Consider the following 23,430-nt stretch of genomic DNA (forward strand, 5'->3'; position numbering starts at 1 on the left):
GCGAGGGCGCTGTGAACCCATCCCTGGGCGCTACTTTTGCCATCCATGGCAAAAGACCCTCGCTTAGACTTGTCCCCGGCGCTCATCCTGCCGACTCGTTCCCTCATGACTTTTTTGGAGAGCCGCATGGCAGAACACAGCGGGCGAGCCGATCACGCCTTTCCCCCGCCACAGCGGGAGGGACTCTACCGCGCGATTCACGAGCGGCGGGACGTGCGCGCCCAGTTCCTGCCGGATCCCGTGCCGCCCGAGGTGCTGGCCCGGCTGCTGGACGCCGCGCACCATGCGCCGTCGGTGGGCTTCATGCAGCCCTGGGACTTCCTGGTGATCGACAGCCTGGAGGTGCGCCGCCGGGTGCATCGGCTGTTCCTACAGGAGAACGAGCGGGGGGCGCAGCAGTTTTCCGCTGAGCGGCAGCAGGCGTACCGCCGCCTCAAGCTCGAAGGCATCCTGGAAAGCCCACTCAACCTCTGCATCACCTGCGACCGTAGCCGTGGCGATGGCCCGGTACTGGGGCGCACCAGCATCGTCGACACGGACCTGTTCAGCACCTGCCTGGCAGTGCAGAACCTATGGCTGGCGGCCCGCGCCGAGGGCATCGGCGTGGGCTGGGTCAGCATTCTCGATCAGCAAGAGCTGGCGACGATCCTCGACCTGCCAGAACAGGTCTACCCCTTGGCGTACCTGTGTCTGGGCTACGTCAGCGAGTTTCTGCAGCAGCCCGAGCTGGCCCGCTCCGGGTGGCGCCAGCGCCTGCCGCTCACCGAGCTGGTGCATGGCAACGGCTGGGGGCAGGCGCTGGCGGACGAGGCGCTTCACGAGGCACTGCAAGAGGTGGCCAGACCATGCCAACCTTGATGATCCAGGGCACCACTTCGGATGCCGGCAAGAGCACGGTGGTGGCGGGGCTGTGCCGGGTGCTGGCGCGGCGCGGGGTATCGGTGGCGCCGTTCAAGCCGCAGAACATGGCGCTCAACAGCGCGGTGACGGTGGATGGCGGCGAGATCGGCCGCTCCACGGCGCTGCAGGCGCTGGCGGCAGGCGTCGAGCCGCATAGCGACATGAACCCGGTGCTGCTCAAGCCCGAGAGCGACCGCGGCGCTCAGGTGATCCTGCGCGGGCGGGTCCACGGCCACATGGACGCGCTGGACTACCACGCCTACAAGCGCACCGCGCGGGAGAGCGTGCTGGCGGCGTGGCACGCGCTGTCGTCGCGCTTCGACGTGATCGTCGCCGAGGGGGCGGGCAGCCCGGCCGAGATCAACCTGCGCGCCAACGACATCGCCAACATGGGCTTCGCCGAGATGGTCGACTGCCCGGTGGTGCTGGTCGGCGATATCGACCGCGGCGGCGTCTTCGCTCAGCTGGTCGGGACCCTGGAACTGCTCAGCGAGAGCGAGCGCTCGCGTACCCGTGGCTTCATCGTCAACCGCTTTCGCGGCGACATCGCCCTGCTCGAGCCGGGGCTCGACTGGCTCACCCAGCGTACCGGCAAGCCGGTATTCGGCACGCTGCCCTATCTGCAAGGATTGTTGCTCGATGCCGAGGACAGCATCGGCCGCAGCGGTCGGGTGGGGCCTGGGGCCACGCTCAAGGTTGTGGTACCGGCGCTGCCGCGTATCAGCAACCACAACGACTTCGACCCGCTGCGGCTGCATCCGCAGGTCGACTTGAGCTTCGTCGGGCCTAACCATATAGGGCCAGGCCGAGCGATCCCGCCAGCGGATCTGATCGTCCTGCCCGGCAGCAAGAGTACCCGTAGCGATCTCGAATGGCTGCGCGCCCAGGGCTGGGAGGAAGCGATACAGCGCCATCTGCGCTACGGCGGCCGGGTGCTCGGCATCTGCGGCGGTCTGCAGATGCTGGGCCGGGCGGTGCACGACCCGGAGGGGCTGGAGGGGCCGGCGGGATCGACCCCCGGGCTCGGACTGCTCGAGTTCGAGACGCGCATGGTAGCGGGCAAGCAGCTGCGCAACGTGAGTGGGCGCTTGCTTCGCGAAGGGGTGCCGATCGCCGGCTACGAGATCCACAACGGGGTGAGCGAGGGGCCTGCCCTGGCGCGGCCGCTACTAGAGCTGCAAGGCCGGCCGGACGGTGCCGAAAGCGCAGATGGCCAGGTCATGGGCACCTACCTGCACGGCCTGTTCGACCGGCCCGAGGCGTGCGCGGCGCTACTTGCCCGCTGCGGGCTCGAGGCGCCGGGAAGCGCAGTGGATTACCAAGCCCATCGCCAGCAGGAGCTGGACCGGCTGGCCGACTGCCTGGAAGCGAACCTGGACATGGCCGCCATCGAACGACTGCTGGGGCTTTGAGTCCTGTAGGCTCATTATTCTTTAGTCCTACGTCCCTGCCTGGGGGACGTTGCTTTGTGTAAGCGCCTCTGCGGCGCCCGCGTTCGGAGCGCCTTGCCTGGAATCATTGACGTTAACGTAAACTTCGCTCAACTGGCGCCAAACCTGTCGACAACTCGCTTGAAAATGTCGAAGCGATATCCAGAAAGCGCCCTCTTTTTCGGGGTGTTACTCGTCTGTGTTTGTAATGTTGTCGACAAGTTCCGGCGAGTGGCGGCTTGTCCACTCGTCACATGGTCGAATGTTGCGCTGCGTCAGACCCGCGTACAACCGAGCTCAGCCAAGAACAACAACAACCGACCAAGAGGACCGCTCAACAAACAGAACCGCTGAGGTGTCGACGTGCTGCTCAAACGCGAATATGGCCAGGAGCACCCCTACTGGCCACTGGGACCCTTCAAGGTCCGCCTGCCTTTCATCCATTTCCCCTGGGCCATCCCGGAAACCATCCAGGCCATGGTGATGTTCGTCATCTCCCTGGGGATGATCCCGCTGCTCGAACAGTACCTGGGCGTGCCCTACGAGGTGGGCCTGGCCTTCGTCGTGGTGTGTGGTATCGGTTTCATCCTACCACCACTGCTGGGGGTGCCGTTCATCGCCGGGTGGATCACACCCGCGATCCCGGTGGTGTTGCTGTTCATCGGCCAGTACGAGCCGGGGCCCGAGGCCATCCGGGCGATGGTGGCGCTGCAGCTGATGGTGACGGCGATCTTCCTGTTCATGGCCGTGACGCGGCTGGGTAGCAAGCTGGTCAACAACGTGCCGGCATCGATCAAGGCGGGCATTCTTCTCGGCGCGGGCATTGCCGCCATCAGCGGCGAGATCGTCGAGGGCGGGAGGCTCTACAACACGCCGATCTCGCTCGGTATCGGCGGGCTGATCACCCTCTACGTGCTGTTCTCGCTCTCCTTCCGTGACCTGGCCGAGAAGTACCGCTGGGCGCGCAACATCGTCGCCTTCGGCATGGTGCCGGGCATGCTGATCACCATGGCCATTGGCTGGGGTGTCGGTGAGTACTCGATGCCGACGGTGGAGTGGGGACTGGCCGTGCCCGATTTCGCCGGCATCTGGGCCTACCTGCCGTTCTCCATCGGCGCGCCGCCCATCGAGCTGATGGTGGCGGCGATTCCCACCGCCATCATTGCCTACATCATCGCCTTCGGCGACATCGTGGTGGGTCAGACCCTGCTCAAGCGCGTCGATCATCTGCGTCCCGACGAAAAGATCGAGGTCAACGTCGACCGCGTGCACCTGATCACCGGTATCCGCAACCTGATGCACTCGCTGCTGGCGCCCTATCCGGGGCTGGCCGGGCCGCTGTTCACCGGCGGCATGGCCACCGTGACCGAGCGTTACCGCTACGGGCGCAAGGCGATGGACACCATCTACTCCGGCACCGGTGTGTTCTGGATCGTCGGCTTCTTCGCTCTGTTCCTGCTGCCGCTGGTGACCTTCTTCCGCCCGGTGCTGCCCATTGCGCTGTCGATCACGCTGCTGATCACCGGCTACCTGTGCATCGCCGTGGCGGTGGAGCAGATCAAGAACGCCACCGCCATGGGCGTGGCGGGCATCATGGGCGTGGTGCTGGCCACCCACGGCGCGGCCTGGGGCCTGGGCATCGGCCTGATCCTCTATTTCCTGATCGAGCACCGTGCCCGCGGTGCGCGCGAGGCCGAGGAGCAGGAGCCGATTGCGGTGGAGGATGACATGGTGGTGGAGCGCGACGAGGAGGAGGCCGGGCGGCCCGAACCCGCCGCGCGCTGAAGACGCCACTGCCATGCAATGCGGGCCGACGCCGAGGCGTCGGCCCGCTGCGTTACAGAGACCGAGGCGCGATGGAACTCAGTCCGGCGCGATGGGCAACCGGCGCTTGTGTGCGGTGCGCCGGTAAGTGGTGAGGATGGTCTCGTAAGCCTGTTCTGACACTTCCCGATTTTCCAGGAAGTCGTCGATCTCCTCGTAGCTGACGCCGAGGGCCACCTCGTCGAGCTTCTGCGGTGCCAGCGACTCGAGATCGGCGGTGGGGGCCTTGTTCACCAGTGCTGCGGGCGCCCCCAACTGCTGGCCGAGCAGGCGCACCTGGCGTTTGCTCAGCCCGGTCAGGGGCGCCACGTCGCAGGCCCCGTCACCGTACTTGGTGAAGAAGCCCATCAGCGCCTCGGCGGCCTGGTCGGTGCCGATGACCAGGCCGCCGCGGGCGCCGGCCACGGCGTACTGGGCCACCATGCGCTGGCGCGCCTTGATATTGCCCAGCACGAAGTCGCGCTGGTGGGCGTCCTTGAACGTCAGCCCGCCGTTTTCCAGCGCTTCCAGCAGCGCATCGCTGGCGTCCTGGATGTTCACGTCGAGCACTTCGTCGGGCTGGATGAAGGCCAACGCAGCGTTGGCGTCGTCGGCATCCTGTTGCACGCCGTAGGGCAGACGCATGGCCACGAAAGTGGCCCGCTCGCCCTGCTCGCGGCGCTGCTCCACGGCGAGCTGCGCCAGGCGCCCCGCCACGGTGGAGTCGACCCCACCGCTGATGCCCAGCACCAGCGTGGTCTGGCCGCTCTCCTGCATGACCCGGCACAGGAAGTCGCGCCGCCGCTCGATCTCATGCCGGACATCGATGTCGCTGCGGGCTTGCAGCTGCACGCCGACGGCGCGCTGTACGGCCCGGCGCGAGCGCGTCTCTTCCTGGCTCTGCGTCGTGCTCTCGAGGCACAGCCGATGGTAGTGGGGTAGGCGCTCCAGGGCGTAGTGGGCCGCGGCCAGGCGCACCTCGTTGCGGGTGCCGTCGAAGCGTCGTGTCTCGCAGTAGTGGTGGTGATCGCCATCGTGACGGAAGGCCCAGGCGAAGCAGACGGTGCCGATCGGCGTATCGTCGTCGCCGGGGTTGGGGCCGGCGATGCCGGTGTTGGCCAGCGCCACGTCGGCATCGTTGTTGTTCAGCGCGCCGGCGGCCATTTCGCTGGCCACGGCTTCGCTGGTTAGGCCGTAGCGCTCGATGGTGTCGAAGCTGACGCCCAGGTAGCGGTTCTTCGACTGGGGCGAATAGACGCCGAGGCCGCAGTCGATGCTCTGGCCGCTGCCGGGCACTCTGGCCAGTTCCGAGACGATCAGTCCGGCTGTGCATGACTCGGCGGTGGCAAGCTTCAGTTCGTTGTCGATCAGATAGTCCGTGATCCTGTCCAGCAGCTCCATTGCCTCTCCTCCTGATGGCCGACTAGCCTTCCCTAAGCTAGGCCAATTTTTCACTCGTCGCGTGCTGATCGAAGGCAACGCCACTCGACAAACGATCCGATCGGACAGGGAGTCGTGACATGGAGCGTATCGACAAGGCAAAGGTCGCCTTCTTGCAGGAAGTCGTGGAACGGGAGCGTGAGTATCGCCACGAGAGCGAAATGGCGTCTTTTGGCGAGAGCGGCGAGGAAGACCAAGAGCTGGTCGGCATCGCCTTGATGGGCGCCGAAGGTGACGTTGCCCAGGCGGGCAGCGCCGAGCAGCGCTTTCCCCTCGAGAGCGTGTCCAAGGCGCTGACGCTTGCCCTGGCGCTGGAGGACGTGGGCGCCGAGGCGCTGTTCGCGCGGGTCGGCATGGAACCCTCGGGCGATCCCTACCACTCCATCGCAACGCTCGAAGAGGGCGAGATGGGCATTCCCTCCAACCCCATGATCAATGCCGGTGCCATCGTCACCACGGCGATGATACGTGGTCGGGATGGGAAGGATCGCTTCGAGCGGCTACGCGATTTCTTTCGTCGGCTCTCCGCTAACCCCGAGCTGGATTACAACCGCGCCATGTTCGAGGCCGAGGACCAGGATCTCAACCGGGCGCTGTTCTACTACATGCGCAGCCACGACGTGCTGGTGGGCAGCGAGGAGGATCTGCTGGTGCCCTATCTCAAGCAGACCTCCATCGAAATGAACTGTCGCGAGCTGTCGCGTATCGCCGCGGTACTGGCCAATAGGGGGTGTGACCCGGTGAGCGGGGAGCGTTTGATCGGCGAGGAGACGGTGCGCATCGTGCTGACGCTGATGTTCACCACCGGCATGTACGACCAATCGGGCAGGTATGCCGTGGAGGTCGGCATGCCTTCGAAGAGCGGCGTTTCCGGTGCCATCCTGGCGGTGGCACCCGGGCGCTTGGGCTGCGGCGTGATCGGCCCAGCGCTCAACGAGCACGGCAACAGCGTGGCCGGGCTGCGTCTGCTCGAGGCGCTGTCGAACCGCTGGCAGCTGGGCGTGTTTGCCTGAGCCTGCGGCCCGTTACCGCTCAGGGCTGGGTGAGAGCGGGCGGCGGGGCGATGCCTTCGAACAGGGCCGGGTCGTCGCTGATGGCGCTGTCCACCCCCCACGCCCAGCGATTGGCGAAGGCCGCCGGGTCGTTGGGGGTGTAGCACAGCAGTCGGTAGCCGGCGGCCTTGATCTCCCGGGCCCGCTTGGCGGTGAGGCGAGTCCAGTCGGTATGGATGCTGAAGGCCTCCAGCGCCTCGCAGCGCGACTGCCACTTCGTGGGCACGCTCTCGCTGAGCACGCCGATGGGCAACAGCGAGGCGTCGGCGATGGCGCGAGCCTGACGCAGGGCGGGTTGATCGAAGGAGGAGACGATCAGCCGCTCTGGCGGCAGCGCCTCGAGCAGGCGCGGTATCACCGCTTCGGCCAGCTCGGTACCGCTGCGCCGGCTGGTCACCTTGAGTTCCATGTTGACGCCCATGTCCAGCTCTACCAGCAGGTCGAGCATCTCGCGTAGAGTGGCCATGCGCTGGCCGCGAAAGCCGTCGCCGAACCAGCCGCCGACGTCCAGCTTGCGCACCGCGGCCAGATCCAGCGAGGCGAGCCTGCCGTGGCCGTCGGAACAGCGCTTGAGCGTGGCGTCATGCCAGATCACCGGGGTGCCGTCACCGAGCAATTGCACGTCGAGCTCCACCCATGAAAAGCCGGCATCGTGGGCGGCGCGCACCGCTGCCAGGGTGTTTTCCGGGGCATGGGCGGACAGCCCGCGATGGGCGATCAGTCGGGGCAGGGCGATGGCGGGGTGCGGTGAGGTCATGCATGAGCTCCAATCGAAGGGTCCAGGCAAATCTATCGTGTGTCGATGACAGGATAGCGACCCGCTCGGGGCACGCGTGGTATCGGGCGCGACTATGCTAGTCTTGCGCCTTTGGATAAAGCAATGAGGCAAGGCATGAAGGTGATGACCCCCGAGCGTGACGAGCAGCGCGACGCTTGGCTCGCGCGGCTGTGCGCCGATGTCTATGGTAGGGAAGCGGGGCTGTCGCCGTTGGTCACTTTCACCGGGACGCGACAGGTGCTGTTCGCTCAGGAGGCCGCCAGGCTGTGGGCGCTGGTGGACGAGCAGGGCCGGCCGGGCGCTCTGGCACTCTTGACGCTCGACGTGTCGGGCAGCGACATGATTCTTTGGCACCATGCCTCGCCCGGCGGCGACCGCGAGAGCGTGCGTCGCTTGATTCGTGAACTGGTGCAGAAGGCGCCGCTGCGCGTCGATGCGGCGAACCAGGAAGAAGAAGGCTTCTACCGCCGCTGCGGTATCAATCGCTGGTTCGCGGCCCCCGGCGGCCGGCGTGTCGGGCTCTCCCCGCATCATTCGGCACGCGGCGTGAGCGAGCTGGAGCCACCGCTGGGCTTCGATGAGGAGGCGATTTTGCGCCACTTCAAGCATGACGCTCACTTCTTCGAGCAGGAGAAGGCGCGCTTCGTCGAACGCCTGGCCGCATTTCCCGGGTAGGGGAGCGGTCTGTTGCCATCACCCCCTTGACCCCATGCGCGCATGGCGGTTGGATGAAGCACACCTATCGTTAGCCGACAAAGGAAAATACCCCATGGCAAAGCGAATTCAGTTCTCTCGCACCGGCGGTTCCGAAGTGCTCGAGCTCATCGACGTGACGCCGGCCGATCCGGCACCCGGTGAAGTGCGGGTCAGGAACGAGGCGATCGGGCTCAACTTCATCGACATCTATTTCCGCACCGGTCTCTATCCCGCGCCCGGCCTGCCGTCGGGGCTGGGCACCGAGGGTGCCGGTGTGGTCGATGCCGTGGGCGAGGGGGTGAGCCACCTGAAGGCGGGCGACCGGGTCGCCTATGCTCAGGGGCCGCTGGGCGCCTACGCCGAGTATCATGTGCTGCCGGCGGACAAGGTGGTGACGCTGCCCGATGACGTCGATGCCGAGACCGCCGCCGCCAGCATGCTCAAGGGCCTCACCGTGCAGTACCTGCTGCGCCAGACCGCTCCGCTCAAGGGCGGCGAGACGATCCTGTGGCATGCCGCTGCCGGCGGGGTGGGCTCGATTGCCTGCCAGTGGGCCAAGGCACTTGGGGTCAAGCTGATCGGCACCGTCAGCTCGGAAGAGAAGGCAAACCTGGCCAAGGCCAACGGCGCCTGGGAGACCATCGACTATACCCGCGAGAACGTCGTGGAGCGGGTGCGCGAACTCACCGACGGCGCGATGTGCGACGTGGTCTACGACTCGGTGGGCAAGGACACCTGGATCACCTCGCTGGACTGTCTCAAGCCGCGTTCGCTGATGGTCAGCTTCGGCAACGCTTCCGGGGCGGTGGAAGGCGTCAATCTGGGCATTCTCAATCAGAAGGGCTCGCTGTTCGTCACCCGTCCCAGCCTCAACGGCTACGCCGACACCCGCGAGCGGCTGGAGGCGATGTGTCGCGACCTGTTCGACATGCTGGGCAGCGGCAAGGTCAAGATCGACATCGGCCAGCGCTACTCCCTGGCCGAGGCCGGCAAGGCCCAGGACGCCCTGGCCAGCCGCCAGACCACCGGCTCCACCATTCTGCTGCCGTAAGCAGAAGCGCAGACCTGCTCATGCGACGCCCGCCTCATTCGAGGCGGGCGTCGTCGTTGGCGGCCTCGGGAACGAGGGAAGTCATTCGTTGCTGACGTAGGCGCCCATCTCGCGCATGCGCGATTCGAAGCTTGCCACATTGTCGACCAGGCTGTCGGGGCCGTAGGCGACGCACTCGGCCAGTAGCACCTCGATCAGGGTGATGGCGGAGAGAATCGAGGGAAAGAAGTGCGGCGTGGCGTTGGCCACGGTGAAGGTGATGGCCGCGCCGGGCACCAGCGGCGAGCGCAGGGTATCGGTGATGACGATGGGCTTGATGCCCGCCGCGCGGGCGATCTCCAGGGCGCGCACGGTCTCGGCGCAGTAGGGTTCGAAACCGAAGGCGACCACCACGTCGTGCTCGCCGAAGGGGGCCAGCTCGGTCAGCAGGCCGCCCTCCTGGCCGCGAATGAGCTGGACGTTGGGCATGGCGATGCGGCCGACGTAAGCGAAGTGATAGGCGCAGGCGAAGGTATCGCGAAAGCCCACCACGGCGATCTTCTCGGCGGCGAGCAGCATCATGGCGGCGTCCCGCACGCGGGCCTGATTGTCGGCGGTGAACAGACGGCCGATATTGTCGAAGGCGGCATCGCCGACATCGAGAAACACCTGGTCGTCGGTCTGGCTGGCCAGGTTGCGCAGGTCGCTGGCGCGGCCCGAGAGCTCCACCGGCCCGGCCTGCACGGCCGATTGAAACACTTCGCGAAATTGTTCGTAGCTGTCGAAGCCGAGGCGCTTGGCCAGGCGCACCAGGGTCGAGGAGGTGACCCGGGCGGCACCGGCCGACTTGCGGATCGACTGAAAGGCGATCTCCACCGGATGCTCCAGCACGTAGCCGGCGGCAAGCTTCAGCTGCGGGCTGAGCTCGGGATAGGCGGCGGCCAACTGCTGGTTCACGGCGTCCAGCCCGGTGGGCGGGCATGCCTGTTCCGGAGTGGTGTCAGCGCTCTGTGTCTCTCGTTCCAGCACGGCTGTCTCCTCGGTCAGGGGGCCGGGGCCCGGCTCATGGAAGCCGACGGGAAGGGAGGCGCATTGTAACGCATGGCATCCGTCAAGCAATGACACATTTGTTTCCACTTTCTTTTTTTGGCGTCACGCTCGTGTTGACGGCGTGCGGTTCCTTGTCTAGCATGCGCATAAAACAAATGTGACATGAAATGTTTTATAACGTCACGTTTGTTTCTATATGGCACTTATCGTGTCATTCGTTATCGCCACGTCAGTCAACCATTACGTCGAGAGAGTGCCGTCACGCTCATGAGCGCCACCAGCCCCGAAACCCTCATCGTCGACCGCCGCGGGGCGGTCATGGAAATCCGCTTCAACCGGCCGCATCGCCTCAATGCGGTGGTCGAGGCGTTCTACAGCGAGCTGCTCGCCGCCCTGGCAGAAGCCGAGCGCGATCCTGAGGTGCGCTGCGTGATCCTCACCGGCGAAGGACGGGCCTTTTGCGTCGGTGCCGACATGAAGGAGCACGGCAGCGCCCAGCGCACGCTGTTCCAGCGTCGCCGCTACCTGCAACTGGGTAACGACGTGTGCGAAGCGATCCTGCGTCATCCCAAGCCGGTCATTGCCGCCGTCAACGGCTACGCCCTGGGCGCCGGTGCCGAAATGGCGGTGGCCTGCGACTTCATCGTCATGGCCGAGGAGGCGCAGATCGGCTTCCCCGAAACCAGCATCGGTACCTGTGTCGGTGGCGGGGTCTCGAAGCTCCTGCCACAGCTGGTGGGGCTGAACATGGCGCGTCAGCTTCTCTATACCGGGCGGCGCATCGACGGTCGCGAGGCGGCTCGCATCGGCCTGGCCACCTCGAGCCACGCCGCCGATGCCATGCCGGCCGAGGCGCAGGCACTGGCCGAGAGCCTGGCCAGGCAGGCGCCGGTATCGATCGCCATGCTCAAGCGGCTGGTCAACCAGGGCAGCGACACCGGGCTCGAAAGCCAGCTGCAGCAGGAGCTGGACGCGGTCTTCACCTGCTCGACCACGGCCGACTGGCAGGAGGGAGTCGACGCCTTCGCCGAGAAGCGTACCCCCCAGTTCAAGGGCCATTGAGACTCAAGGATGCGAGACATGAACCCCATCGAAGGACACCTCCCCGTACGCAGTCCGCTGCACGCCATCCTGGCTCCCACCGGCATTGCCGTGGTGGGCGCCTCGAGCGATCCCACCAAGCGCGGCTACAAGGCCATGGTCGGCCTGATCAAGGATGGCTTTCGCGGCGACATCTATCCCGTCAATCCCAAGGCCGACATGATCCTCGGCATCAAGGCCTGGCCGTCCATCGCCGCGATTCCCGGCTCGCCCGAGCTGGCGCTGATCTGTACCCCGGCCGCCAGCGTGCCGGGCCTGATCGCCGAGTGCGGCCGCCGCGGCATCAAGGGGGCGGTGATACTCGCCAGCGGCTTCGCCGAGATCGGCGGCGAGGGCGCCGAGCTGGAACGCGAGATGATGGCCAAGGCCGAAGCCCACGGCGTGCGCATCATCGGCCCCAACACCTCCGGTGTGTTCAACCTGCACCACCGGCTCAATCTGCTGGCGCTGGACAACGTCAAGCCCGGCGATGTGGGCATCGTCTCCCAGTCGGGCAACATGCTGCTGTCGCTGGCGCTGGAGGCTCAGTACAACGGCCAGGTGGGCTTTTCCACCTACGTCGGGCCGGGCAACCAGAGCGATATCGGCTTCGACGACTACCTGCGCTATCTCGGCGAGGACGAGCATACCCGGGTGGCCACGCTCTACGTGGAGGGCTTTCGCGACGGGCGCAAGTTCCTCGAGGTGGCGCGCGACGTCACCGCCATGAAGCCGGTGGTGGTCTACAAGTCGGGCTCCACCGAGGCCGGACAGAAGGCGGCCAGCTCGCATACCGGCGCGCTGGCCGGCAGCTATGCCATGACCGTGGACCTGCTGCGGCAGGCCGGCGTCAGCGTGGTGCAGCATTCCGACGAGATCCTGCCGGTGGCCGAAGGCCTCGGCCTGTTGCAGAAGGCCCGCGGCAAGCGGGTGGCGGTGATCTCGGATGGCGGCGGCCAGGCCACCATCGCCTCCGACCGCCTGGCCGAGGCGGGGCTGGAACTGGCCGAGCTCAGCGAGGAGACCCGGCAGAAACTGCGCGACGTGCTGTTTCCCCAGGCCTCGACGGTCAACCCGGTGGACGTGGCCGGTTCCACCGACGCCAATCCCTCCTTGCTGGCCACCTGCATGGAGATCGTCGCCGCAGACGACAACGTCGACAGCGTCTTCCTGGTGGGCATGTTCGGCGGTTACAGCATCCGCTTTGCCGAGTCGCTGCTGGGCGACGAGATGCGCGGCGCCGAGGCGATGGTGGATCTGTCCAAGGCGACCGACAAGCCGCTGGTCATCTACAGTCTCTACACGCCGATCAAGCCACCGGCCCTGCGCCGGCTGCACGAGGCGGGGCTGCCCATCTACGCTTCCATCGAGCAGGCGGTGCGGGTTCTCGCCGCCCTTGGCGAGCGGGGCGAATATCTCGCCCTGAGCCGGCAGCACCCTCGTGAATCGGCCATCGCACCCAAGCCCGAACTCAGCGACATGTTCCAGCGTGCCCGCGCCGAAGGGCGTGACCTGTTCGAGTACGAGGCCAAGCGGCTGCTGCGTGAGCACGGCATCGACGTGCCGCAGGAGCTGGTGGTGCGCAGCGATGCCGAGCTCGGTGAGGCGGCAGCCACCTTCGGCGACACGCCGCTGGCCATGAAAGTGGTCTCGAAGGACATCCTGCACAAGTCGGATGCCGGCGGGGTCAAGCTCAACCTGGTCGGCGAGGCCGCACTGCGTCGTGCCCGGGAGGAGATCCTCGCCGCCTGCCGCGCCTACGACGCGCGAGCCGAGATCGAGGGGGTGCTGGTCACGCCGATGGCCCGGAAGGGCACCGAGGTGATCGTCGGCGTGATCCGCGACCCGATCTTCGGGCCGGTGTTGATGTTCGGCCTGGGCGGGATCTTCGTCGAGATCCTCGAGGACGTCGCCTTCCGCGCGATCCCGCTGTCGCGTCACGACGCGCGCAGCATGGTGGAGCAGATCAAGGCGCGCAGGATCCTCGAGGGCGCCCGCGGTGAGCCGGCGGTGGACAAGGAGGCGCTGGTGGAGCTGCTGCTCACGGTGTCGCGCATCGCCGATGCCTATCCTGAGCTCAGCGAGCTCGATCTCAACCCGGTGATCGTCAATGCCGACGGCTATGCCGTGGTGGATGCCCGCGTTATCGTGGAACGCGAATCCGTCAACGAAAACGCCAAGGAGTCCGTGGCATGAGCGACAGCACGAGCCAGTCCCAGCCCACCCCGCCCGTTCTGCAGGATGCGCTGCTGACGGTTGAAGAGCGCGTGGCGACCCTGACCCTGGATCGCCACGACGTGCGCAACGCCCTGACCGGCACGGCACTGGCCGACGACATCGTCGCCGTGGCGGAGTGGGTCAACCGTTGCGACGAGGTTTCGGTGCTGGTCATCACCGGCGCAGGCTCGGCCTTCTCTGCCGGCGGCAACGTCAAGGACATGGCCAGCCGCGGCGGCGACTTCGCCGGCGACGTGGCCGAGGTGGCGGCACGCTACCGGCGCGGCATCCAGCGCATTCCGCTGGCGCTGCAGGCGGTGGAGGTGCCGGTCATCGCTGCGGTCAACGGTCCCGCCATCGGGGCCGGCTTCGACCTGGCCAACATGGCCGACATCCGCATCGCTTCGAGCAAGGCCAAGTTCGGCGAGACCTTCCTCAACCTGGGCATCATTCCCGGCGACGGCGGCGCCTGGTTCATGCAGCGCCTGATCGGCTACCAGCGCGCCTTCGAGCTGACTCTCTCCGGGCGGGTGATCGATGCCGCGGAGGCCAAGGAGTACGGCATCGTGCTCGAGGTCACCGAGCCGGAGGCGCTGATGGGGAAGGTGAACGAGCTGGCGGCGCGCATCGCCGCCCAGCCGCCCAAGGCCACGCGGCTGACCAAGCGCCTGATGAAGATGGCGCAGCGCACCGAGCTCAAGGATTTCCTCGATCTCTGCGCCGTGTTCCAAGGCATGTGCCACAACGAGCCGGAGCATCTGGCGGCAGTCAACGCCATGCTCGAGAAGATGGCCAAGTAACCCCCTGAAGACCGGAACCCGGCTGCGGCCGGGTTCTTTCGTTTCGGCGCGTGCTAAACGCATGCCAAGGCAAAGAAAGCGCTGGATTTTTTTGCGTGCGGCTGTTGTGCTGAAAGCTCGCCGACACAGGGAGTGGACATGGCCGACCATACGCTGGTTTTCATCGTGCTGGGGCTGACGCTAGCCGCTTTCGTCTGGGGGCGCTTTCGCTACGATCTGGTGGCGCTGGCTGCGCTGGTGGTATCGGTCATCCTGGGCCTGGTGCCGGGGGAAGAGGCCTTCTACGGCTTCGGCCACCCGGCGGTGATCACCGTCGCCGCCGTACTGGTGCTCAGCCGCGGCTTCGAGCGCTCCGGCGTGGTGGATGTCATCGCCGAACAGGTGCTCAAGGTCGGCGACCGCCTGTTCCTGCAACTGGTCGCGTTGACCGGCACCGTGGTGGTGCTGTCCGGCTTCATGAACAACGTAGGCGCCCTGGCGCTGCTGCTGCCGGTGGCCATGCGCCTGGCCCGGGAACACGATACCTCGCCCTCACTGTTGTTGATGCCGCTGGCCTTTGGCTCGCTGCTCGGCGGCTTGATGACGCTGATCGGCACCCCGCCCAACATCATCATCGCCAGCTACCGTGGTTCCGAGACCGGCGAAACTTTCGGCATGTTCCACTTCTTTCCCGTTGGCGCCGTGGTTGCCCTGGCGGGCTTTGCCTTCATCGTGCTGCTGGGCTGGCGCCTGGTACCGCAGCGGGCCGGCAAGGCCACCACCGAGGAGATGTTCGATACCGCCAACTATCTGGTCGAACTGAAGGTAGACGAGGATTCCAAGGCGGCGGGATGGACCCTGCGTGAACTCCAGCGTGAACTGGAGGAGACGGTGCCGGTGCTGGCGGTGGTGCGTGATGACCGCCGCTGGGCCGGGCATGCCTTTCTCGGTGTGCTTCGTGAGGGCGATATCCTGCTGATGGAAGCGGGTCCCGACGAGATGAAACTGCTCGAGGACAAGGCCGGTCTGCACCTGGGCGTAGGGCCTGAAGAGCAGGAAGCATTGGAGAATGAGGCGCAGCCCCGGGAAGAAGCGGCCGACTCTGCTGCATCGAAGCCTGCCGCCTCGGAGAACGTGGCGCTGGGTACCGAGAGCGATACGAGTGCAAGACGGGAAGACGACGAAAAGGGCACCAAGAAGAAAAAGTCGGAGAAGAAGCCGGCGACCACCGAAGGGCTCGAACTGGTCGAGGCGGTGGTGCGCAACGACTCCATGATGATCAACCGCACCGTCACCCAGCTGCGCCTGCAGAACCAATACGGTCTGCACCTGATCGCCGTTGCTCGTGATGGGGGGCGGTTACGCCAGCGTCTGCGCGATATTCGTTTTCGTCCCGGCGACGTGCTGTTGCTGCAGGGCGGTGAGAGCAACCTTGGCGAGAGCCTGGCAACCTTGGGCTGTTTGCCGCTGGCAAGGCGCAACCTGCCGTTGGGACAGCCACGCATGTTGCTGGTCTCGTTGGTCGTCTTCGCTCTGGCCATCGCGGCCATGCTGCTGGACCTGCTGCCGGCGTCGGTGGCACTCACTGCTGCCGCGCTGGTATCGCTGCTGGTAGGCGTGCTGCCGCTGCGCGAGGCCTACCAGTCGGTCGACGGGCCGGTCATCGTACTGCTGGGGGCCATGATTCCGGTCGGCCAGGCGCTGGAAACCAGCGGCGGGGCCAGCCTGATTGCCGAGGCGCTACTCACGGCCGGTCAGCAATGGCCGATCATGGCGCTGCTGGTGGGCCTGTTCCTGATCTCGATGCTGCTTTCCAACGTGATCAATAATGCCGCAGCGGCGCTCTTGATGGCTCCCATCGCCGCCAGCCTGGCCGACGGTTTCGGCGCTTCGGTCGACCCCTTCCTGATGGTGGTGGCCGTCAGCGCCTCCTGCGCCTTTCTCACTCCCATCGGGCATCAGTCCAACACTCTGGTGATGGGGCCTGGCGGCTACCGATTTGGCGACTATTGGCGCATGGGCTTGCCGCTATCCTTATTGGTGCTGGTGGTATCGTTGCCGATGATCCTGCTTGTGTGGCCCTTGTAGGGAATCGCGATTCCCTACTGCGCTCGCTATCCTGATCGCCGGCGGTATCGAAGCGTCGAACCGTCACAATCCTCATTGAGCAATAAGTCAACTCCGGTTGCTCCGTTCCGGCGGCGACCAGCCTAGCTTCGCTCGTGACGTGAATCACACTTCCCTGACTTTCGAATAGAGGTCTTAAAAACCCCGGCGCTGGGGCCGGGGTTTGGTAGGGGGCCGATCTTACGCCGCGTTGTGGCGCAGGATGTTGGCCTTGTCGGTGGCGAATTCGTCGTACTCGAAGTCGTCCACGCTGAGCAGTTCGAGTACTTCGGCTTCGAAGCGGCGCATGAACTCGGCATCCTCCTCGCTGACCAGACCCTTCTCCCGCGCCGCTTCCAGGCGCGCCTCGGGGTGCAGCGCCTGACGCGGCAGCTCGCCCTTGGCATAGGCCTTGTTGACCGTGCGGTAGAGCGCTTCGGCGCGGTCGTAGTCGGCCAGCAGGGCGTTGTAGTGGGCCAGCGGATTGTCCTTGACGCCGTCGTCGTCCAGCCAGGCCGCGGCGATCAGCTTGGTGCGCAGCGCCGTGTCGCGCGATACGGCCTGGGCGATCTCGCGGGTCAGATGGTCGGCGGGGCGCTTCCAGCGCCGGCCCAGCGGCATCGTCACGGCGCGCAGCACGCCGGCCAGCGCCCGGTTGGGCAGGTTGTCGAACAGCTCGTCGAAGGCCTGCTCGGCGCGCTGCAGCAGATGGGTACAGCTGTAGTGGAGCAGGGCGGCTTCGCCCTCGACCTTGTCGCCCTCCTGCCAGTGCTTGAGCACCATCGAGGCCAGGTAGAGGTTGGAGAGCACGTCGCCCAGGCGCGCCGAGATCATTTCGCGCTGCTTGAGCGCGGCGCCCAGGCTGGCCATGGCGGCATCGGCGCACAGGCTGAAGGCGGCGGAGAGACGCGCCATGTCACGAGCATAGGGCGCGGCGACTTCATCGAAGGGCACCGTGGGCTTGCCGATGCCGAGCCCCATGGTGAAGGCGCGGGCGGCGTTGCCGAAGACCAGCGCGCCATGGCCGAAGAAGGCGCGGTCGAAGGCCTTGAGGTCGTTGCTGTCGGAGGCGGCCAGCTCTTCGAGCACGAACGGATGACAGCGGATGGCGCCCTGACCGAAGATCATCAGGTTGCGAGTCATGATGTTGGCGCCCTCGACCGTGATCGAGACCGGGTTGGCGCTGTAGCCGATGCCCAGGTAGTTGCGTGGGCCCAGGGTCACCGCCTTGCCGCCGTGGATGTCCATGGCATCGGAGAGCCCGAGGCGCTGGAACTCGGTGAGCTGGCTCTTGAGGATCGCCGAGGGCACGGAAGGCTTCTCGCCGCGGTCGATGGTGTTGGCGGTCTGGTAGACCGCTGCCTGGGCGATGTAGCCCAGCGAGGCCAGGCGTGCCAGCGGTTCCTGTACGCCCTCCATTTCCACCACCGGTACGTTGAACTGGCGTCGGATACGACCGAAGCCGCCGGTCCAGCCCAGGGCGTAGCGCATGGTGCCGCTGGCACCGGAGGGCAGGGTGATGCAGCGGCCGATGGAGAGACACTCCACCAGCATGCGCCAGCCCTGACCGATCATCTCGGTGCCGCCGATGATGGTATCCAGCGGGACGAAGACGTCCTTGCCCTTGATCGGACCGTTGAGGAACGGGCTGCCGATGGGGTGGTGGCGGCGGCCGATCTCCATGCCGGCGGTGTTGCGTGGCACCAGCGCCAGGGTGATGCCGCGGTCCTCTTCCTCGCCCAGCAGGTGGTCGGGGTCGAACAGGCGGAAGGCCAGGCCCACCACGGTGGCGATGGGCGCCAGGGTGATCCAGCGCTTCTCGAAGTTGAGACGCAGGCCCAGTACCTCCTTGCCGTCGACCATCTGCTTGCACACGATGCCGGTGTCGGGCAGCGAGGTGGCGTCGGAGCCGGCGCGCGGGCCGGTGAGACCGAAACAGGGGATCTCGCGACCGTCGGCCAGGCGCGGCAGGAAGTGATCCTTCTGCGCCTGGGTGCCGTACTTGAGCAGCAGCTCGCCGGGGCCCAGGGAATTGGGTACGCCCACCGTGACCATCAGCGTCTCGCTGATGGAGAGCTTCTGCAGCACCAGCGACTGCGCCTTGGCCGAGAACCCGAGGCCGCCATACTCCTTGGGAATGATCATGCCGAAGAAGCCTTCCTTCTTCAGGTACTGCCACAGCTCTTCGGGCAGGTCGGCACGCTCCTTGGCGATCTCCCAGGCATTGCACATGCCGGCGGCCACCGAGCACTGATGCTCGAGGAAGCTGCGCTCCTCCTCGGTCAGGCCGTCGTCGTGGTAGCTCATCAGCTTGTCCCACTGGGGACGGCCCGAGAACAGCTCGCCGTCCCAGGCCACGGTGCCGGCTTCCAGGGCGATGCGCTCGGTATCCGAGACCTTGGGCGAGACGCGCTTGAACATGGCGAACAGGCGCGGGCTGAGCCAGTGGATACGCAGCGCCGGCAGGCCGGCCACGGCCACTGCCGCCGCGCCGAGCAGCAACAGCACGCCGAGCACGGGGGAGCCCAGCAGCAGCCCCGCCAGGCCGAGTACGCCGAGTAGCGCCAGGGTAGGCACCGCGCCGGCCTCGCGCCGCATCAGCACCAGCAGGCCGACGACGGTGAGGATCAGGAGTATCAGGGTGAGCATGCCTCGTCTCCGTATTTCGGATCGCGTTTAGAACAGTTGTTTGAATGTGTCAGACTAGCCGATCTCCCGAGTGCTGGCCAGTCCTGAGGCGCACACGAAATGACAGCGCCCTGCATGAGGCAGGGCGCTGGGTAGAAAGTAAAGTGCTTGCTTAAATGAGGCGTCGCTGTGGCTCGCGCCTGGCCGGGCTGTCGCCAGCCACGAAATAGGGCGCATCGGAAGCGGGCAGCGGTTCGCGACCGCGAATACGGTCGGCGATCTTCTCGGCCAGCATGATGGTCGGCGCGTTGAGGTTGCCGGTGGGAATCACCGGGAACAGCGAGGCGTCGACCACGCGCAGCCCTTCTACTCCATGCACCCGCCCCTGGCCGTCGACCACGGCGTCGTCGCCCTCGCCCATGCGACAGCTGCCGCAGGGGTGATAGGCGGTCTCGGCGTGCTCGCGTACGAAGGCGTCGAGCTGCTCGTCGCTCTCCACCACCGGGCCCGGCGAGATCTCCCGGCCGCGATACGGATCCATCGCCGGCTGAGCGATGATCTCGCGGGTCAGGCGAATGGCGTCGCGGAACTCCTGCCAGTCCTTCTCCCTGGACATGTAGTTGAACAGGATGCTGGGAGCGGCCTTGGGGTCGCGCGAGGTGAGGCGAATGCGCCCGCGGCTCTCGGAGCGCATCGAGCCCACGTGAGCCTGGAAGCCATGGGCCTGCACTGCGCTCTTGCCGTTGTAGCTGATGGCGATGGGCAGGAAGTGGTACTGCAGGTTGGGCCAGGGCTCCGCGTCGTGGGTGCGGATGAAGGCGCACGACTCGAACTGGTTGCTGGCGCCGACGCCGCTGCCGAGCAGCAGCCACTCGGCGCCGATCTTCGGCTGGTTGAACCACTTCAGCGCCGGGTAGAGAGTGATCGGCTGCTTGCACTCGTACTGGATGTACATCTCCAGATGGTCCTGCAGGTTCTCGCCGACCCCGGGCAGCTCGTGCACCACGGGGATGTCGAACTCGCGCAGGTGCGCCGGGTTGCCGATGCCCGAGCGCAGCAGGATCTGCGGCGAGGCGATGGCCCCGGCGCACAGCAGCACTTCGCGGCGGGCGCGAACCTGCTGTGTCTGGCCGCGGCGCAGGTAGCGCACGCCCACGGCGCGCTTGCCCTCGAACTCGATCACGTCCGTGGTGGCGTGGGTCTCGATGGTGAGGTTGTCGCGCCCCTTGGCCTGGTCGAGATAGCCACGCGCAGTGGAGGAGCGGCGCCCCTTGGGGGTGACGAAACGGTCCATGGGGCCGAAGCCCTCCTGCTGGTAGCCGTTGACGTCCTCGGTCTCGGGATAGCCCGCCTGCACGCCGGCAGCGACGAAGGCACGGTAGAGCTCGTTGTTGCCCTCCTTGGGCGTGGTCACGTGCACCGGGCCATCGCCGCCATGATAGGCATTGGCGCCGGTATCGCGGCACTCGGCCTTCCTGAAGTAGGGCAGGCAGTCAGCGTAGCGCCAGTCAGATAGGCCGGCCAGGCTGGCCCAGTTGTCATAGTCCAGGGCGTTGCCTCGGATGTAGCACATGCCGTTGATCAGCGACGAGCCGCCGAGCCCCTTGCCGCGGCCGCACTCCATGCGGCGGCCGTTCATGTGCGGCTCCGGGTCGGTCTCGAAGGCCCAGTTGTAGCGCTTGCCCTGCAGCGGGTAGGCCAGCGCGGCGGGCATCTGGGTGCGGAAGTCGAAGCGGTAGTCGGGGCCGCCGGCTTCGAGCAGCAGCACGCTGACGTCCGCGTCCTCGGTGAGACGGGCGGCCAGCACGTTGCCGGCGGAGCCGGCGCCGATGATGACGTAGTCGAATTCACGAATCTGGGACATGGCGATTTCCTCAGAACACCGACTCGAAGGGCCCCATTTCCACCTGCACCGACTTGGTCTGGGTGTAGTGGGCCAGGGTTTCGATGCCGTTCTCGCGGCCGACGCCGGACTGCTTGTAGCCGCCCACGGGCATTTCCGCCGGCGACTCGCCCCAGGTGTTGATCCAGCAGATGCCGGCTTCCATGCGATGAATGGTGCGATGGGCGCGGGCGAGGCTCTCGGTGAACACCCCGGCGGCAAGGCCATAGTGGGTGTCATTGGCGCGGCGGATCAGCTCTTCTTCGTCGTCGAAGACGAGAATCGACATCACCGGGCCGAAGATCTCTTCGCGCACGATGCGCATGTCGTCGCTGCAATCGGTGAACACCGTGGCCGGGGCCCAGGCACCGCGGGCGAAATCGCCCTCGTCGAGAGGCTCGCCGCCGATCAGTACCCGCGCGCCGTCCTGCTTGCCGTACGCGATGTAGTCGAGCACCTTGGCCTGATGCTCGAAGCTGACCAGCGGGCCGAAGTTGATTTCGGGGTCGAGCGGGTCGCCGGCGCGGATGCGCGCCACGCGCTCGACGATCTTCTCCTCGAAGGCCGCCTTCACCGAGCGCTCGACGAAGACCCGGGTACCGTTGGTGCAGATCTGGCCGCTGGAGTAGAAGTTGGCCATCATGGCAGCATCGGCGGCGCGGTCGAGGTCGGCGTCGGCGAACACGATGAGCGGCGACTTGCCGCCCAGCTCCATGGTCACGTCCTTGAGCGTCGAGCCGCCGGCCGCGGCCATCACCTTCTTGCCGGTGCCCACTTCGCCGGTGAACGACACCTTGGCGATGCCTTCGTGGGCGGTCAGCATCTGGCCGACCCGGGCGTCGCCGTGAACGACGTTGAACACGCCGTCGGGCAGGCCTGCCTCGGTGAAGATCTCGGCCAGCTTCATGGCGGTCAGCGGAGTGACCTCGCTGGGCTTGAACACCACGGCGTTGCCGGCGGCCAGCGCCGGAGCGGCTTTCCAGCAGGCGATCTGAATCGGGTAGTTCCAGGCGCCGATGGCAGCGATCACCCCCAGCGGTTCGCGACGGGTGTAGACGAACGACGACTCGCGCAGCGGAATCTGAGCGCCCTCGATGGCCGGCGCCAGGCCGGCGTAGTATTCCAGCACGTCGGCGCCGGTGACGATGTCCACCGCGGCGGTTTCGCTGATCGGCTTGCCGGTGTTGCGTGTTTCGAGCTCGGCCAGCTCGTCGTTGCGCGCTCTCAGCAGCGCCACGGCCCGCTGCAGTACACGGCTGCGCTGCATCCCGGTCATGGCGGCCCAGCGCCGCTGACCCTGGCTGGCGGAGGCGACGGCGCGGTCGATATCGGCCTGGCTGGCCTGATCGACCTTGGCCAGCAGGCTGCCATCGTAGGGGTTGAGAACATCGAAGGTCTCACCCGAAGTGGCCGGTTCACGGCGGCCGTCGATGTAGAGAGTCTCGGTGTCGAAAGCGGTCATGCTGTCTCCTTGGGTGACGCTGCGGAGGTGTCGTGGCCGGCCAGCAACTTGTCGAGGCAGGCGTGGGCCAGACGCCGGGCGCGCTCGGTATCCAACCCTTCGGGGCTCAGGGTGCCGCGCAGCCACAGGCCGTCGATCATGGCCGCCAGGGTGCGGGCGGCATCCCGCGCTTCGCTGAGCGGCATCAGCCGTCGGAACTGGAAGCAGAGGTTGGAGTAGAGGCGCTGGTCGTTGACGTGCTGCAGCCGTTGCAGCTGGGGTCTGTGCATACTGCTGGCCCAGAAGGCGAGCCAGGTCTTGGCCGCCGGGCCGGAAATCTGGCTGCGGTCGAAGTTGCCGTCGATGATGGCGGCGATATGGTCGCGCGGAGAGCCATCGACCAGGCGGAGCCGACGCTCCGCCACTGCCTGGCCGAGATCGGTGAGAATCTGGCGCATGGTGGCTTCGAGCAGGCCATCCTTGCCGCCGAAATAGTGGCTGATGATGCCGGCAGAAACGCCGGCATGCCGGGCGATCCTCAAGACGGTGGCGTCGGCCAGGCCGACTTCGTCGATGGCTGCCATGGTCGCCTGGATGAGCTGGCTGCGTCGAATGGGTTCCATTCCTGTCTTGGGCAACGTTGACTCCTTGACCCTTCGCCATGACTGGCATATGGCATATATAAGGTAGGTTCGAGTCTGACATTTTTTTATTGAACGTTCAATCAATAAAAAGCGGGCGGCATCGTCTTGCCTGAGAGAAGTGGTTCATGCATAATCCAGCGCGTCGCGAAGGCCTGCCTTCGTGTCGCCTGGCTACGTAGCTCAGCTGGTTAGAGCACATCACTCATAATGATGGGGTCCCCTGTTCAAATCAGGGCGTAGCCACCAGTTACGACAGGACGCCCGATCGACTCATCTCGATCGGGCGTCCTGCGTTATGTCCCTGCCTCGACTGACGTTATGGCCAGGGGCCGGACAAGGTTTCTGCCGAGATACGCCCTTGACCTTACGTGGGCGATCCGTATACTACGCACCGTGTTCACGGCCATTCCCGGATAGCTCAGTCGGTAGAGCAAGTGACTGTTAATCACTGGGTCGCAGGTTCGAGTCCTGCTC

Annotated in this window: 17 protein-coding genes and 1 tRNA gene; 11 read left to right on the forward strand and 7 right to left on the reverse strand. The window is 66.1% G+C overall.

The annotated features are described in order from the left end of the window. Window positions 1-126 precede the first annotated feature (126 nt). From bluB to C4S71_RS02610, 3 genes are all read left to right on the forward strand, one after another. Window positions 127-858: a 5,6-dimethylbenzimidazole synthase gene (gene bluB / locus C4S71_RS02600; RefSeq protein WP_103968117.1), complete on the forward strand. Its 732-nt coding sequence runs from the start codon at window positions 127-129 to the stop codon at window positions 856-858. Beyond that, window positions 846-2,312 (forward strand): cobyric acid synthase, encoded by a 1,467-nt coding sequence (locus C4S71_RS02605; RefSeq protein ID WP_103968118.1) that lies wholly within the window; start codon window positions 846-848, stop codon window positions 2,310-2,312. Before bluB ends, C4S71_RS02605 begins: the two co-directional genes overlap by 13 nt. Window positions 2,313-2,693: 381 nt before the next feature. Beyond that, entirely contained in the window at window positions 2,694-4,115 is a 1,422-nt protein-coding gene (locus tag C4S71_RS02610; RefSeq protein WP_103968119.1) for a xanthine/uracil/vitamin C permease, read from the forward strand. A 78-nt stretch (window positions 4,116-4,193) separates the two neighbouring features. Here the strand turns inward: C4S71_RS02610 and nadE are convergent, their stop codons facing one another. Continuing rightward, a complete protein-coding gene (nadE, locus tag C4S71_RS23000) occupies window positions 4,194-5,534 on the reverse strand; it encodes an ammonia-dependent NAD(+) synthetase (RefSeq protein WP_103968120.1) in 1,341 nt (446 codons plus the stop codon). 119 nt (window positions 5,535-5,653) lie between these two features. Between nadE and glsA the strand changes: the two genes are divergently transcribed. Beyond that, window positions 5,654-6,586, forward strand: a complete 933-nt coding sequence (gene glsA / locus C4S71_RS02620) for a glutaminase A (protein ID WP_103968121.1) — start codon at window positions 5,654-5,656, stop codon at window positions 6,584-6,586. Between the two features lie 19 nt (window positions 6,587-6,605). Here glsA and C4S71_RS02625 read toward each other — a convergent pair whose 3' ends face one another. Beyond that, on the reverse strand, window positions 6,606-7,382 hold the full coding sequence (locus C4S71_RS02625) for a glycerophosphoryl diester phosphodiesterase (protein ID WP_086509907.1): 777 nt from the start codon (window positions 7,380-7,382) through the stop codon (window positions 6,606-6,608). A 135-nt stretch (window positions 7,383-7,517) separates the two neighbouring features. Between C4S71_RS02625 and C4S71_RS02630 the strand changes: the two genes are divergently transcribed. Together C4S71_RS02630 and C4S71_RS02635 are read left to right on the forward strand one after the other, a co-directional pair. Further along, window positions 7,518-8,078 carry a hypothetical protein gene (locus C4S71_RS02630; RefSeq protein WP_086509906.1) on the forward strand — a complete coding sequence of 187 codons (561 nt, stop codon included), beginning with the start codon at window positions 7,518-7,520 and terminating at the stop codon, window positions 8,076-8,078. Window positions 8,079-8,172: 94 nt separating this feature from the next. Continuing rightward, window positions 8,173-9,150: an NADPH:quinone reductase gene (locus C4S71_RS02635; protein WP_103968122.1), complete on the forward strand. Its 978-nt coding sequence runs from the start codon at window positions 8,173-8,175 to the stop codon at window positions 9,148-9,150. Window positions 9,151-9,231: 81 nt separating this feature from the next. Here C4S71_RS02635 and C4S71_RS02640 read toward each other — a convergent pair whose 3' ends face one another. Continuing rightward, on the reverse strand, window positions 9,232-10,158 hold the full coding sequence (locus C4S71_RS02640; protein WP_103968123.1) for a MurR/RpiR family transcriptional regulator: 927 nt from the start codon (window positions 10,156-10,158) through the stop codon (window positions 9,232-9,234). Window positions 10,159-10,446: 288 nt separating this feature from the next. On the opposite strand from C4S71_RS02640, the gene C4S71_RS02645 reads away from it, so the two are divergent. The 4 genes from C4S71_RS02645 to C4S71_RS02660 all read left to right on the forward strand — a co-directional run bounded on the left by C4S71_RS02645 (window position 10,447) and on the right by C4S71_RS02660 (window position 16,343). Further along, on the forward strand, window positions 10,447-11,241 hold the full coding sequence (locus C4S71_RS02645; RefSeq protein ID WP_103968124.1) for an enoyl-CoA hydratase/isomerase family protein: 795 nt from the start codon (window positions 10,447-10,449) through the stop codon (window positions 11,239-11,241). An 18-nt stretch (window positions 11,242-11,259) separates the two neighbouring features. Next, on the forward strand, window positions 11,260-13,455 hold the full coding sequence (locus C4S71_RS02650; RefSeq protein ID WP_103968125.1) for an acetate--CoA ligase family protein: 2,196 nt from the start codon (window positions 11,260-11,262) through the stop codon (window positions 13,453-13,455). Next, on the forward strand, window positions 13,452-14,276 hold the full coding sequence (locus C4S71_RS02655) for an enoyl-CoA hydratase-related protein (protein ID WP_103968126.1): 825 nt from the start codon (window positions 13,452-13,454) through the stop codon (window positions 14,274-14,276). Before C4S71_RS02650 ends, C4S71_RS02655 begins: the two co-directional genes overlap by 4 nt. Before the next feature lie 138 nt (window positions 14,277-14,414). Then, window positions 14,415-16,343 carry an SLC13 family permease gene (locus C4S71_RS02660; protein WP_103968127.1) on the forward strand — a complete coding sequence of 643 codons (1,929 nt, stop codon included), beginning with the start codon at window positions 14,415-14,417 and terminating at the stop codon, window positions 16,341-16,343. Between the two features lie 219 nt (window positions 16,344-16,562). Here the strand turns inward: C4S71_RS02660 and C4S71_RS02665 are convergent, their stop codons facing one another. The 4 genes from C4S71_RS02665 to betI form a co-directional block, all read right to left on the reverse strand. Further along, window positions 16,563-19,010, reverse strand: coding sequence for an acyl-CoA dehydrogenase (locus C4S71_RS02665; RefSeq protein WP_103968128.1), 2,448 nt, complete (start codon window positions 19,008-19,010; stop codon window positions 16,563-16,565). 151 nt (window positions 19,011-19,161) lie between these two features. Continuing rightward, window positions 19,162-20,853: a choline dehydrogenase gene (gene betA / locus C4S71_RS02670; protein WP_103968129.1), complete on the reverse strand. Its 1,692-nt coding sequence runs from the start codon at window positions 20,851-20,853 to the stop codon at window positions 19,162-19,164. A 10-nt stretch (window positions 20,854-20,863) separates the two neighbouring features. After that, window positions 20,864-22,333, reverse strand: coding sequence for a betaine-aldehyde dehydrogenase (gene betB, locus C4S71_RS02675; RefSeq protein WP_103968130.1), 1,470 nt, complete (start codon window positions 22,331-22,333; stop codon window positions 20,864-20,866). Continuing rightward, window positions 22,330-22,950 (reverse strand): transcriptional regulator BetI, encoded by a 621-nt coding sequence (gene betI, locus C4S71_RS02680; RefSeq protein WP_200825218.1) that lies wholly within the window; start codon window positions 22,948-22,950, stop codon window positions 22,330-22,332. The genes betB and betI overlap by 4 nt, the downstream gene beginning before the upstream one ends. Before the next feature lie 175 nt (window positions 22,951-23,125). Between betI and C4S71_RS02685 the strand changes: the two genes are divergently transcribed. Next, window positions 23,126-23,202, forward strand: a tRNA-Met gene (locus C4S71_RS02685). Window positions 23,203-23,430 lie beyond the last annotated feature (228 nt).

This window comes from Billgrantia desiderata, from assembly GCF_900108215.1.
GTDB classification, from domain to species: domain Bacteria; phylum Pseudomonadota; class Gammaproteobacteria; order Pseudomonadales; family Halomonadaceae; genus Halomonas; species Halomonas desiderata.

What these genes read in the sequence shown, in the direction of transcription:
- bluB (WP_103968117.1), top strand. Translation starts at nt 127, where the DNA reads ATGGCAGAACACAGCGGGCGAGCCGATCACGCCTTTCCCCCGCCACAG.
- C4S71_RS02605 (WP_103968118.1), top strand. Translation starts at nt 846, where the DNA reads ATGCCAACCTTGATGATCCAGGGCACCACTTCGGATGCCGGCAAGAGC.
- C4S71_RS02650 (WP_103968125.1), top strand. Translation starts at nt 11,260, where the DNA reads ATGAACCCCATCGAAGGACACCTCCCCGTACGCAGTCCGCTGCACGCC.
- C4S71_RS02635 (WP_103968122.1), top strand. Translation starts at nt 8,173, where the DNA reads ATGGCAAAGCGAATTCAGTTCTCTCGCACCGGCGGTTCCGAAGTGCTC.
- C4S71_RS02630 (WP_086509906.1), top strand. Translation starts at nt 7,518, where the DNA reads ATGAAGGTGATGACCCCCGAGCGTGACGAGCAGCGCGACGCTTGGCTC.
- glsA (WP_103968121.1), top strand. Translation starts at nt 5,654, where the DNA reads ATGGAGCGTATCGACAAGGCAAAGGTCGCCTTCTTGCAGGAAGTCGTG.
- C4S71_RS02645 (WP_103968124.1), top strand. Translation starts at nt 10,447, where the DNA reads ATGAGCGCCACCAGCCCCGAAACCCTCATCGTCGACCGCCGCGGGGCG.
- nadE (WP_103968120.1), bottom strand. Translation starts at nt 5,534, where the DNA reads ATGGAGCTGCTGGACAGGATCACGGACTATCTGATCGACAACGAACTG.
- C4S71_RS02655 (WP_103968126.1), top strand. Translation starts at nt 13,452, where the DNA reads ATGAGCGACAGCACGAGCCAGTCCCAGCCCACCCCGCCCGTTCTGCAG.
- C4S71_RS02665 (WP_103968128.1), bottom strand. Translation starts at nt 19,010, where the DNA reads ATGCTCACCCTGATACTCCTGATCCTCACCGTCGTCGGCCTGCTGGTG.
- betA (WP_103968129.1), bottom strand. Translation starts at nt 20,853, where the DNA reads ATGTCCCAGATTCGTGAATTCGACTACGTCATCATCGGCGCCGGCTCC.
- betB (WP_103968130.1), bottom strand. Translation starts at nt 22,333, where the DNA reads ATGACCGCTTTCGACACCGAGACTCTCTACATCGACGGCCGCCGTGAA.
- C4S71_RS02625 (WP_086509907.1), bottom strand. Translation starts at nt 7,382, where the DNA reads ATGACCTCACCGCACCCCGCCATCGCCCTGCCCCGACTGATCGCCCAT.
- C4S71_RS02660 (WP_103968127.1), top strand. Translation starts at nt 14,415, where the DNA reads ATGGCCGACCATACGCTGGTTTTCATCGTGCTGGGGCTGACGCTAGCC.